The 12,332-nt window shown below is 63.7% G+C and carries 12 protein-coding genes; 9 read left to right on the forward strand and 3 right to left on the reverse strand.

The window, feature by feature from the left end; translation table 11 throughout:
- Positions 1 to 44: 44 nt before the first annotated feature.
- The gene (gene pmbA, locus KHU30_RS08550; RefSeq protein ID WP_211442105.1) at positions 45 to 1,409 is read right to left on the reverse strand and encodes a metalloprotease PmbA; all 1,365 of its coding nucleotides are present in this window, start codon (positions 1,407 to 1,409) and stop codon (positions 45 to 47) included.
- 76 nt (positions 1,410 to 1,485) lie between these two features.
- Here pmbA and yjgA point away from each other — a divergent pair, with 76 nt between their 5' ends.
- From yjgA to KHU30_RS08590, 8 genes are all read left to right on the forward strand, one after another.
- Entirely contained in the window at positions 1,486 to 2,085 is a 600-nt protein-coding gene (gene yjgA / locus KHU30_RS08555) for a ribosome biogenesis factor YjgA (RefSeq protein WP_211442106.1), read from the forward strand.
- Positions 2,072 to 2,695 (forward strand): molybdopterin adenylyltransferase, encoded by a 624-nt coding sequence (gene mog, locus KHU30_RS08560; protein ID WP_211442107.1) that lies wholly within the window; start codon positions 2,072 to 2,074, stop codon positions 2,693 to 2,695. The genes yjgA and mog overlap by 14 nt, the downstream gene beginning before the upstream one ends.
- A gap of 39 nt (positions 2,696 to 2,734) precedes the next feature.
- Positions 2,735 to 3,769, forward strand: coding sequence for a TRAP transporter substrate-binding protein (locus KHU30_RS08565; protein ID WP_211442108.1), 1,035 nt, complete (start codon positions 2,735 to 2,737; stop codon positions 3,767 to 3,769).
- A 73-nt stretch (positions 3,770 to 3,842) separates the two neighbouring features.
- Positions 3,843 to 4,778, forward strand: a complete 936-nt coding sequence (locus KHU30_RS08570; protein ID WP_211442284.1) for an MBL fold metallo-hydrolase — start codon at positions 3,843 to 3,845, stop codon at positions 4,776 to 4,778.
- 58 nt (positions 4,779 to 4,836) lie between these two features.
- Positions 4,837 to 5,505 (forward strand): alpha/beta hydrolase, encoded by a 669-nt coding sequence (locus KHU30_RS08575; RefSeq protein WP_211442109.1) that lies wholly within the window; start codon positions 4,837 to 4,839, stop codon positions 5,503 to 5,505.
- A gap of 181 nt (positions 5,506 to 5,686) precedes the next feature.
- Positions 5,687 to 6,343: a hypothetical protein gene (locus tag KHU30_RS08580; RefSeq protein ID WP_211442110.1), complete on the forward strand. Its 657-nt coding sequence runs from the start codon at positions 5,687 to 5,689 to the stop codon at positions 6,341 to 6,343.
- Positions 6,344 to 6,374: 31 nt separating this feature from the next.
- A complete protein-coding gene (locus KHU30_RS08585; protein ID WP_211442111.1) occupies positions 6,375 to 6,782 on the forward strand; it encodes an SRPBCC family protein in 408 nt (135 codons plus the stop codon).
- A gap of 46 nt (positions 6,783 to 6,828) precedes the next feature.
- On the forward strand, positions 6,829 to 8,706 hold the full coding sequence (locus KHU30_RS08590) for a DUF885 domain-containing protein (protein WP_211442112.1): 1,878 nt from the start codon (positions 6,829 to 6,831) through the stop codon (positions 8,704 to 8,706).
- A gap of 47 nt (positions 8,707 to 8,753) precedes the next feature.
- Here the strand turns inward: KHU30_RS08590 and KHU30_RS08595 are convergent, their stop codons facing one another.
- Both KHU30_RS08595 and KHU30_RS08600 read right to left on the reverse strand, forming a co-directional pair.
- Entirely contained in the window at positions 8,754 to 8,954 is a 201-nt protein-coding gene (locus tag KHU30_RS08595) for a heavy-metal-associated domain-containing protein (protein ID WP_098496151.1), read from the reverse strand.
- Between the two features lie 87 nt (positions 8,955 to 9,041).
- The gene (locus tag KHU30_RS08600; protein WP_211442113.1) at positions 9,042 to 9,647 is read right to left on the reverse strand and encodes an amino acid synthesis family protein; all 606 of its coding nucleotides are present in this window, start codon (positions 9,645 to 9,647) and stop codon (positions 9,042 to 9,044) included.
- A gap of 213 nt (positions 9,648 to 9,860) precedes the next feature.
- Between KHU30_RS08600 and KHU30_RS08605 the strand changes: the two genes are divergently transcribed.
- Positions 9,861 to 12,332 (forward strand): heavy metal translocating P-type ATPase, encoded by a 2,472-nt coding sequence (locus tag KHU30_RS08605; RefSeq protein WP_211442114.1) that lies wholly within the window; start codon positions 9,861 to 9,863, stop codon positions 12,330 to 12,332.

A 12,332-nucleotide genomic window follows, 5' to 3' on the forward strand; every position in this document is an offset into this window, starting at 1 on the left:
GCCCCTGGACGGGGTCGCCGAGACGGCGCTTTTTTAAGCGCGGTTCAATTGCCGGCGACCGTCATGCTTTCAATCAGCACCGAACCGGTCTGCTTGGTGCCGCGGATCAGGGTATCGGCGCCGATGGCGACGATCTGCGCCAGCATGTCCTTCATGTTGCCGGCGATCGTGATTTCCTCGACCGGATACTGGATGATGCCCTTCTCCACCCAGTAGCCGGAAGCGCCGCGCGAGTAATCGCCGGTGACGTAGTTGGTGCCCTGCCCCATCAGCTCGGTGACCAGCAAGCCGGTATCGAGCTTCTTCAGCATCGCCTTGAAATTGTCGCCGGCCTTGGTCAGCGAAGAAGTCATGCTGAGGTTATGCGAACCGCCCGAATTGCCGGTGGTTTTCATGCCCAGCTTGCGCGCCGAATAGGTCGACAGGAAGTAACCCTGCACCACGCCATCCTTGACCACGTCGCGGCGCTGGGTCTTGACGCCCTCTTCGTCGAAAGGCGCGGAACCGACCGCACCGATCACGTGCGGATCTTCAACGATCTGGATATGCGGCGCAAATGCCTGCTGCCCGAGGCTGTCCAGCAGGAACGAGGACTTGCGGTACAGCGCGCCGCCCGACACCGCCTGCACGAAAGCGCCCAGCAAACCAGCCGCCAATGGCGCTTCGAACAGCACCGCGCACTTGCACGTATCCAGCTGGCGCGCATTCAGGCGCGCCAGGGCGCGCTCGGCGGCATAGCGGCCAATGGCTTCCGGCTTGGCCAGCTGCTTGGGGTCGCGCATGGAAGAGTACCAGTCGTCGCGCTGCATGTTGCCGCCCTTGCCGGCGATGGGGGCCACCGAAATGGTGTGGCGCGAGAACGGGTAGCCGCCCATGAAGCCGCGCGAATTGGCGCTGACGAAGTGCGATTGCTGGGCGTAGACGCCGGCGCCTTCGCTGTTGGTGATGCGCTTGTCGACGGCAAATGCTGCCGCCTCGCAACGTTTCGCCAGCTCCACCGCCTCTTCGGCCGAAATCAGCCACGGCGAGCAAAGTTGCAAATCCCGTGGATTCATTTCCAAAGTATCAACGTCCGGCAAGCCGGCGCAGTCGTCTTCGGCGGTGAAACGGGCAATGTTATAGGCCGCTTCGACCGTATCCTGCAAGGCTTTGGCGGAAAAGTCCGAGGTGCTGGCATTGCCGCGCCGGGTATGGCCTTCCTCGCCCAGGTAGACGGTGACGCCCATGCCCTTGTCCTTGTTTTGCTCGATCGTTTCGACGCTGCCCTTGCGTACGCCCACCGACAAGCCGCTGCCTTCGCTGATTTCAACGGCGGCGTTGGAAGCGCCTTTTTCGCGCGCATAACGCAAGACATCCTGCGCCAGCTGTTGTAATTGGGCTTGACTATGGGTAAATACGGAGTCGCTCATGGGTCGGTTTTCTTCGAATTAGGTATAAAACGGTTATCATAGCAGTCGTTTACAGTATGGAAGCACCCTTTACATCATGCCAAATCCCAATCGGGGCTCCTGCGGCTTTCAGTCCAGCGAGTTCGAACAAGAATACGACCGTCCCTCCAAGTCCCAGCTCAAGCGCGAGATGACTGCCTTGCAGAAGCTCGGCGAAGAACTGATCGCCGAATCGCGCGACCGCGTCAAGCGTGTGCCGATGCCGGAAGATGTGCGCGACGCCATCCTCGAATGCCAGCAGATCAAGGACCACGAAGGACGCCGCCGCCAGACCCAGTACGTCGGCAAGAAAATGCGCAGCCTGGAGCCGCACGAAATCGCCGAAATCCAGAAAACCCTGGATAGCTGGCGCGGCCTGTCGAAAGCCGACACCGCCGCCATGCATGCGCTGGAGCGCCACCGCGACCGCCTGCTGAAGGACGACGGCGCGCTCACCGAGCTGCTGGCGCACCATCCGGAACTGGACGTGCAGCATGTGCGCACCATGATCCGCAACGCCCGCAAGGAGCAGGCCGAGAACAAGCCGCCGAAAGCGTATCGCGAGATTTTCCAGTTGCTGAAGGAATTGCAAAAATCTTCGGCTAGCCAGGACGAAATCGACGCCGAAGACGACGACGAGCAAGATGAGCACAATTAATCCTGCGCCAACGCCGGCCGCGGGCCTGAAAATCGGCCTCGTATCGATTTCCGACCGCGCCAGCAGCGGGGTATACCAGGACCAGGGCATCCCTGCCCTGCAGGATTGGCTGGCGGCTGCGCTGGCCAGCCCGTGGCAGGTGGAAACCCGCCTGATTGCCGACGAGCGCGCGCTGATCGAGCAAACCCTGGTCGAGTTGACAGACCAGCATCATTGCGACCTGGTGCTGACCACCGGCGGCACCGGCCCGGCCCGGCGCGACGTCACGCCGGAAGCAACGCTGGCGGTGGCGACCAAGGAGATGCCTGGCTTCGGCGAACAGATGCGGCAGATCAGCCTGCAATTCGTGCCGACCGCGATCCTGTCGCGGCAAGTCGCCGTGATACGCGAAACCGCCGACCATGCCGCATTGATCCTGAACCTGCCGGGACAGCCGAAAGCCATCAAGGAAACCCTCGAAGGCTTGAAGGATGCCGACGGCAAGCAGAAGGTGTCCGGCATCTTCGCCGCGGTGCCTTACTGCATCGACCTGATCGGCGGTCCGTATATCGAAACCAATGAAGCAGTCTGCAAGGCGTTCCGGCCGAAATCGGCAATCAAGCCTGTCTAGGCGCCTTCTTTATCCAACCATTCTCAGCGGACAGCATCGATGTCGCCAGCGGCTTTCAGCAAATTCAGCAAGCAAAGCAAACCCCGTTTCAACCGCGCTTTATTCCTGCCGCTGCTGGCGCTCAGCTTGAGCGCGCCGGTGCAGGCGCAAACCCTGCGCCTGATCAACGAGTATCCGGCGACTTCGGTCACCGCAGCCGCCGACCTGCAGTTTGCCGACACCGTCAGGCAGCTGGCCGCGGCGCTGCCGGCGGAGACGCTGGAAATCGTCACCGAGCAGGAAGCGCAAAATCCCTTCAAAGGCAGCGCCCAGGTCGGCGCGCTGAGCGACGGCAAAGTCGAGATGGCGACGCTGTTTGCCGGCATCGCCGGCGCCAGCGATCCGTTCTTCCTGCTGTCTTCGCTGCCGTTCACAGTCAGCAGCTTCGAGGATGCCAGGGCGCTGGCAAGCTGCGCCCAGCCCGCTGTAGAACGGCATCTGCGCAAGCTGAACGCACACCTGCTGTATGTCACGCCATGGCCGCCATCGGGCATCTGGTCGGCCGCGCCCGTCACTGGCCTGGCGGCGTTGCAGGCGCTGCGCATCCGCACCTATGACGACAACAGCCGCGCCGTGTTCGAGCAGGTCGGCGCCCATAGTGAGAACCTGCCTTTTTCGGCAGTCCCTGCCAAGCTCGCTGCCGGCGAACTGAACGCCGTGCTGTCCTCCGGCGACGGCGGCGCCGGCAACCGCCTGTGGGATCAGCTGGGCAACTTCAGCGCCATCAGCTACGCCATCCCGCTCAGCTACACCGTGATCAACCAGGATGTCTGGCAGCAGCTGAAGCCTGAGCAGCAAGCCCTGCTGAGCGAGGCGGCCAAACGCACTGCGGACGCTTCCTGGAGCAAGGTCAAGGACCGCATCGAAGCAAATTACAGCCGCATGCGCGAGCACAAGATGACGCTCAACCTGGCGCCGGCGCAAGAGCTGCAAGACAGCTTGCGCAAGGCGGCGGCCAGCCAGGTCACGGCCTGGCAGCAAAAGGCCGGCGCCGCCGGCATCGTCGCACAATGCCTCAAGGGCATTGCGCAATAAAACCGCCGCCTGGCCGGCACTGGAGAAACCGATGATCGACAAGCCGCAACGGCAAGGTACGCGCAGGAATTTCATGCAACTGGCGCTGGCCGCAGGAAGCGCTGCCGCGCTGCCGTGGCTGGCACAGGCGCAGGCCGCCGCGCCGCTGGCGGCCGCCGGCGACAAGGGCACGCGCCTGATCCTGCTCGGCACCAAGGGCGGCCCGACACCGTCCGCCCTGCGCGCAGCGCCGGCCAATGTCCTGCTGATCGACGGCCAGCCGTATGTGGTGGATTGCGGCAACGGCGTCGCCCAGCAGCTGGTCAAGGCCGGCGTCAAGCTGCCGCAGATCCGCGACATTTTCCTGACCCACCAGCACTCCGACCACAATGCCGACCTCGGCAACCTGGTGCTGCTGGCCTGGGCCACCGGCCTGGCGACGCCGGTGCAGATGTACGGGCCGCCGGGCATGCGCCGCATGATGGACGACTTCGTCCGCATGAACGCCATCGACATCGCGGTCCGCATCAAGGAAGAAGGCCGGCCGCCGCTGCGGCCCCTGGTCAAGATCCATGAATTCAGCGGCCCGCGCGTGGTGCTGGAAAACGACCAGGTCAAGGTCACCGCTGCCCTGGTCGACCATTACACGCTCAAGCCGGCCTTCGCCTACCGCTTCGACAGCAAGGACCGCTCGGTCGTGTTCTCAGGCGATACCGCCTACAACGACAACCTGATCCAGCTGGCCAAGGGCGCCGACGTGCTGGTGCACGAAGTGATGTACCTGCCGGCGCTGGAAAAGCTGATGCGCACTGTCGACAACGCCCCGACCCTGCTCGATCACCTGGTGAAGAGCCACACCAGCACCGCGCAAGTCGGCCTGGCGGCGGCGCGCGCCGGCGTCAAGACGCTGGTGCTGAGCCACTTCGTGCCTGGCGGCGACCCAGGCATCACCGATGAGATGTGGTCGGCTGAAGCGCGCAAGCAATTCAGCGGTGAGATCATCGTCGGCAAGGATTTGATGGTGATCTGAGCAGCTGCCGCCATCCCCGTTTTCCCGTTAATTTTTCAATCAAGATCCGGACCAACCCATGTCAAGCACACTCGAAACCCTGGAAATTTCCACTTCTGAAAAACCAACTGCCGCTGTCATCTGGATGCACGGCCTCGGCGCCGACGGCTCGGATTTCGTCCCCATCGTCAAGGAACTGGACCTGGGCGGCTGCCCCGGCATCCGCTTCGTCTTCCCGAGCGCGCCGGCGATCCCGGTGACCATCAACAACGGCTACGTAATGCCGGCCTGGTACGACATCCTCACCACCGACCTGGTGCGGCGCGAAGACGAAGGCGGCCTGCGCAAGTCGCAAGCCGACATCGAAGCCTTGATCGCGCAACAGATCGCGCTCGGCATCGCCGCCGACAAGATCGTCCTCGCCGGCTTTTCGCAAGGCTGCGCGATGACGCTGCAGACCGGCTTGCGCTACCCCCAAAAGCTGGCCGGCCTGATGTGCCTGTCCGGCTACCTGCCGCTGAACGACAAGATCGCCGCCGAACGCCACGCCGCCAACCAGCACACGCCGATCTTCATGGCCCATGGCCGCGCCGACCCGGTGGTGCTGGTCAACCGCGCGGAAATGTCGCGCGACCTGCTGCAGCAACTGGGCTACAGCGTGGAATGGCATGAATACATGATGCAGCACTCGGTTTGCGCCGAAGAAGTCGCCGATATCGGCAACTGGCTGCGCCGCGTGCTGGCTTAAGCAGACAGAGCAGCCGGCGCCGCGTATGCTGACGCCGGCCGCATGACTACCCCGCCCTTTCAACGGCGGGGTATTTTTTTGAAAGTTGCATTTTGAAAATGGCGGACCTATCATGGCGCCAGCATTGATCGCTTGATGGGAGCGGATATCCCGGACCACCCCAGGCGTTTGCGAGGAAAACATGAACAAGACTGGAATCGTGCTGGCCCTATCGGCATGCGTATCTTTCGCCCATGCCGCCGACGCCGGCAAGACCATTGAGCAATACCGCCAGCAAGGCTCTTCAGTAAAATCGATTGCGCCGATTTTCAGCCAGTTGCTGGTAGTCCCTTTCCCGTCCGGCTTCAAAACCGCATTTGAAAACACTCAGGGCCCGCGCTATATCCGGGAAGCGGTGCCGGAAAAAGAAAATGTCGATGAATGGACCCAGATGATCACCGTCACCGGCTTCAAGGACCTGGCGTTGAATCCAAAAGTCACGCCGCAGTCCTTCGCGGTAAACATGGCCGCCGGCTTCCAGCGCGCCTGCCCGACCTCGTTCAGCGGCCAGGAAATCGGCATCGGCAAGATCAGCGAGCGCGACGCCTTCGTCCTGGTCGCCTCCTGCGGCACTTCTCCTGCCACGGCCGGTAAAACCAGCGAAGCGGCAGTGATCGCGGTGATCAAAGGCAGCAGCGACTATTACACGATTCAATGGGCAGAACGCGGCGCGGTGTCCGCCACGCCGCTTGCCATCGATGTGGGCAAATGGACAGAGAAATTCAAGCAGTTGAACCCGATCAAGCTTTGCCCGATTGTGGCTGGCGAAGCAGCGCCGTATCCGAGTTGCGTCAATTAGCCTTTCAACTTCATATCGCACGGAGAAGACTATGTGGACTCATGAAGAAAGCATCGAAACCAGCGCCGCTCCATCCCGCGTCTGGGCGCTGTTCGCCGACGTCGCGCGCTGGAAGGACTGGAACGCCGGCATCGAGAGCATCGAATTGCACGGACCGTTCGTTGCAGGCACGACTTTCACGATGCAGCCGCCCGGGCAGGACGCCCTGACCAGCACCTTGACCGAGGTCAAACCCAACGAAAGCTTCATCGACGAGACCGTGGTGGATGAAACCCGGGTGCTGGTCAGTCACAAGTTGGCGCCGCTGCCGTCCGGCCGCACCAGGATTATCTACAGCACGGAGATCAGCGGACCGGACGCCGCTGACATCGGTCCGATGGTGACCGGTGATTTTCCCGATGTGCTGGCGGCCCTCAAGAAACTGGCCGAGCAATCTTGAGATAGACTCTCATAGCCATTCTTTTTCGCAGAATACAAAGGATTCCATGAACGAGACATTCCAGACCTTTTCCCGCCGCCGCCGCGATGTGCTGCTGAGCGCGCTTTCCGCGGCTGCAGCCGCCGCCCTGCCCGGCATCGCCCGCGCCCAGGGCAAGGACGCCAGCCCTGCCGACCAGAAATTCAACGGCATGCTGGCCGACTTTGCCGAGGAAATCCTGCGCCTGTCGCCGACTTCCGCGACTGCGCTGGGTCTCGATTCCGGCACCCGCGCCGCGCTCAAGTCGCGCTTGCAGGATGCATCCCCGGCCGGCGACGCGCTATGGGCTAGCCAAGTGAAATCGATGCTGGCGCGCATGCATGCGGTGGACCGCGCCAAGCTCAGCGCCGATGCGCAAACCCGCTACGACAGCGTGCGCTACGCCGCCAACGAAGGCGTGGACGGCCTGCGCTTTTCCTATGGCGGCGCCGCCAGCGGCTTCTACGGCGGCACCAATCCTTTCCCGGTGACGCAGCAGGATGGCGCGCTGATCGCCGTGCCTGAATTCCTCGATTCGCAGCATCACATCGCCAACGCCGCCGACGCGGAAGCCTATCTCGAACGGGTGACGGCGATGGCGCGCCTGCTCGACCAGGAAAGCGCGCGCATCGAAGAACAGGCCGGCAAAGGCGTCATGCCGCCCGATTTCATTGCCCGCACCGCGCTGACCCAGCTGCAGAACTATCGCAACACGCCGGCAGCAAAGCAAAAGCTGGTGACGTCGATCGCCCGCCGCACCCGCGAGCTCGGCATCGAGGGCGACTGGGAAGCGCGCGCGACGGCGCTGGTGAACGGCAAGGTGTATCCGGCGCTGGAACGGCAGATCGCCAGTTTTTCCAAAGCCACCGCCAAAGCCAGCGACGTGGCCGGCGTGCACCGCTTGCCGGACGGCGCCGCGTATTACGAATGGGCGCTGAAGCTGGGCACCACCACTACCCGCAGCGCCGCGGAAATCCACGCCATCGGCCTGGAGCAGAACAAGGCGCTGCAGGCGCGCATCGACACCATCCTCAAGGCGCAGGGCATCAGCCAGGGCACGGTGGGCGAACGCCTGCTGGCGCTGTCCAAGGATCCCAAGCGCTTCTATGCCGACGACGACCAGGGCCGCGAGCAGCTGATCGCCTACTGCAACGAGCGAGTCGCCGCGGTGCGCCTGCTGATGCCGAAGATCTCGCACCTGGACCTGAAGGCGCCGCTGATCATCAAGCGCGTGCCGCCCGATATCGAAGCCGGCGCCGCGCTCGGTTACATGAATTTCGCGGCGCTGGACGGCTCGCGGCCGGCAATCTATTACATCAACCTGAAATCGACCACGCTCTGGCCGAAATCGGAAATCGCCACGCTCACCGCGCACGAAGGCATTCCCGGCCATACCTGGCAGGGCGCGTATCTGGCGGAACGCCATGTGGAGCTGCCGCTGATCACTTCCATGATGGGCTTCAACGCCTTCATCGAGGGCTGGGCCCTGTATGCCGAGCAGCTGGTGGACGAGTTCGGCATCTATGCGCACGATCCGTTCAGCCAGATCGGTTATCTGCAGGCGCAGCAGTTCCGCGCCTGCCGCCTGGTGGTCGATACCGGCCTGCACGCGATGAACTGGACGCGCCAGCAAGCAATCCGCTTCATGGTCGAAAACTGCGGCCGCGGCGTCGCCGCCATGACCAGCGAAGTCGACCGCTACTGCGTGTCGCCGGGACAGGCTTGCGGCTACAAGATGGGACACAACGAAATCCTGCGCCAGCGCGACCGCGCGAAACAGGCGCTGGGCGCCCATTTCGACCTGGCTGGCTTCAACGATGCGCTGGTGAAAAGCGGCGGCGTGCCGCTGACGGTATTGCCGACGGTGATCGATCGCTACATTGCCGGCGTCAAGGTCAGCACATGAGCATCAGCGGCGACGGCAGGCAATCCTGCCGTCGCCGCTGCATCGGTTCAGGCCTGCAGCTGCGGCGTGTAGCCGGCGTCCTTGATAGCCTCGGCCAGTTCAGCGGCGCTGGCCTGGCTCTGGATAGCCACGGTGTGGCTGTCGATCTTGATATCCACCTTGGCGCCTGCATCGACGCCGTTGATGGCCTTGGTGATGCGGCCGGCGCAATGGCCGCAAGTCATGTCTTGCACAGTGAATTGAATCATGTTTTGCCCCATGGGTGAGTTGATCGCTACACCCACTATAAACCTTCCCACGGTAGCAAGGTCAAGCCCGGATTGGCGCTGCCGAGATCAGTTGAGGCCGTTCTTGCCTTCGATTTCATTGGCTTTCAGGCCACCCAGGCGCGCATGCAGGCGGCCGCGGGTAGCCACGGCAAACGCCACCACCACTTCATCGGCGTTCGGCGCGTCGAAGAACTGGCTGGTGACGGTGTCGTAGTGCGACGGCACATACAAGGCATGCTTGTGCGCCAGCGGAATATCCAGTTCGGCGCCGGGCACGCCGCGCTTGCCGGCTGACGGAATCCACGCCTTGCCGCCGCCGATCGCTTCGCGGATAGGCATCACCATGGCTGGCGTCAGGAAAGCGTTGCCGTGTTCGTATTCGCCGGCGATGCCGACGATGCAAGCCTTGCCGTAGCTTTCCAGCTCTTCCCCTGCCAGCGCGGCGACGATGCGGCGGCCGAATTCGCGGCCCAGCGCGGGAGAATTCGCCAGGATCAGGTCCAGGTTGTCGCTGAAGCGGCCGGCATAGGGATTGTGGATGGCGGCGGCGATGACGATCTTGCGCAAAGGCTTGCCGTCGGCCAGCATGCCGTTTTCATTGGCCAGCGTGTCGTCGATCTGGGTGTACCACTTGCGGATATGATAATTCTCGAAATTGGCTGGCTTGGACATGATGCGTTCCTGACAAGTTAACTGGTGGAGGGGGCTTTGGAGAGGAATCCTAACTTGCCGGCACCCTCCGCCATATAGCGCAACGCGTATAGCCGGTAGAGCTTTCCAGCGCAAAAAACGGCAAAAAGCGCAGGCTGTTAAAATTATGCTTGACCTTCCCATCGTTGGAAGGTCCATCATCAAGCTATCCCCACTCCCTGAACCGAGTCCACCATGAGCAGTACCCAGGCATTGACCGAATTCCAGTTAGCGATCGAGGGCATGAGCTGCGCCTCTTGCGTTGCCCATGTCGAAAAGGCCTTGCGCAAGGTCGCCGGCGTGCAGGATGTCAGCGTCAACCTGGCGACCGAACTGGCCACCGTGCAAGGCGACAGCGCAACCGCCATCGGCCCGCTGGTGGCGGCGGTGGAAAAAGCCGGCTATGCGGTCAAGCAACAGGAAATCACGCTCGCCATTGAAGGCATGAGCTGTGCATCCTGCGTCAACCGGGTCGAGAAAGCCTTGTACAAGGTGCCGGGCGTGCAAAGCGTGGCAGTCAATCTGGCCAGCGAAAAAGCCACCCTGAGCACCGCCGGCGTAGTGCCGCTGGAGGGCCTGATTGCAGCGGTGCAGGCAGCGGGCTACGAAGCCGCGCTGCCGTCATCAACGGCAGATGCCCCGGCGCCAGGCGCCGGCAAACCTGCATTGCCGAGCTGGTGGCCGGTGGCCGCCGCCGGCGTGCTGACACTGCCCCTGATCCTGCCGATGCTGCTGATGCCGTTCGGCGGCGACGGCGCCCTGCCCGGCTGGTGGCAGCTGGCGCTGGCGACGCCGGTGCAGTTCTGGCTCGGCGCCCGCTTCTACCGGGCCGGCTGGCGCGCGCTCAAGGCAGGCAGCGGCAATATGGATTTGCTGGTCGCGCTAGGCACCAGCGCTGCTTACGGCTTGTCGCTGTATCTGCTGCTGGCGGAGGCACATGGCGCCATGGCGCATCTGTATTTCGAAGCATCGGCGGCGGTGATCACCCTGGTGCTGCTGGGAAAATGGCTGGAAACCCGCGCCAAGCGCCAGACCGCCGATGCGATCCGGACCTTGAACGCGCTGCGCCCGGAACGCGCGACGGTGCGGCGCACTCAAGGCGCCCACAGCGCCGACCATGACATCGCCGTCGTTGCCTTGCAGCTCGGCGATGTGGTGGTGGTGCGCGCCGGTGAGCGCATCGCGGTGGACGGCCAGGTGCTGGAAGGCCAGAGCCAGGTCGACGAATCCCTGCTGACCGGCGAAAGCCTGCCGGTGGAAAAACAGGCCGGCGACCGGGTTGCCGCCGGCGCCATCAACGGCAACGGCCTGCTGCTGGTCACGACTACCGCCATCGGCGCCGAAACCACGCTGGCGCGCATCATCCGCATGGTCGAGCATGCGCAGGCCGCCAAGGCGCCGATCCAGCGCCTGGTGGACCAGGTCAGCGCGGTGTTCGTGCCGGTAGTGCTGGCAATCGCCTTGCTGACCTTGCTGGGCTGGGGCTTCAGCAGCGGCGACTGGCAGCAGGCGTTGCTGAATGCGGTGGCGGTGCTGGTGATTGCCTGCCCTTGCGCACTGGGACTGGCGACGCCGACCGCGATCATGGCCGGCACCGGCATCGCGGCGCGCTTCGGCATCCTGATCAAGGATGCGGAAGCACTGGAAATCGCGCACCGCATCGGCGTCGTCGCTTTCGACAAGACCGGCACCCTGACTGTCGGCCATCCTGTGCTGCTCAACTACCTGCCGACGGCGACCGGCGCGGATGCCGCCAGAGATTTGCTGGCGCTGGCGGCGGCCGTACAGCGCAACAGCGAACATCCGCTGGCGCGCGCCGTCATCGCCGCCGCCGGCCAGGCCGGCATCGCGCCGACGCTGGCCGCCAGCAAGGTGCAGAGCGTCGCCGGACGCGGCGTGCAAGCCAGCATCGGCGCTGCGCAATGCTTCCTGGGCAGCAGCCGCTGGATGCAGGAACTGGGGATGGATACCGCAACGCTGGCCGCCGCGGCGGCCGGATTGGAAGCGGAAGGCCGCACCATTTCCTGGCTGGCGACCGAGCAGGACGGCCAGCGTACGGTGAGCGGCTTGCTGGCGTTCGGCGATGAAATCAAGCCAACCGCCAAGGCCTCGATCCAGCAATTGCAGCAGCAGGCCATCCGGGTCGCCATGCTGAGCGGCGACAACCGCGGCAGCGCCAATGCAGTCGGACGCCGGCTTGGCATCAGCGAGATCCATGCGGAAATCCTGCCGGCCGGCAAAGCCAAGGCTGTCATCGACTTGAAGGCCGGCGGCGCCGTGGTGGCGATGGTCGGCGACGGCATCAACGATGCGCCGGCGCTGGCGGCGGCCGATGTCGGCATCGCCATGGCGACCGGCACCGACGTCGCCATGCAGGCCGCCGGCATCACGCTGATGCGCGGCGATCCGGGCCTGGTGGCCGACGCCATCGACATCTCGCGCCGCACCTACAGCAAGATCCGCCAGAACCTGTTCTGGGCTTTCATCTACAACCTGATCGGCATTCCGCTGGCGGCGCTGGGCTACCTCAATCCGGTGCTGGCCGGCGCCGCCATGGCCTTCAGCAGCGTCAGCGTGGTCAGCAACGCGTTGCTGCTGCGCCGCTGGCGGCCCGCCGCGCATCCGCCTGTCAATCTGTCCGCCAAGGAGGCACCGCATGACAACTAA

Source organism: Collimonas humicola (assembly GCF_018304945.1).
GTDB lineage: Bacteria > Pseudomonadota > Gammaproteobacteria > Burkholderiales > Burkholderiaceae_D > Collimonas > Collimonas humicola.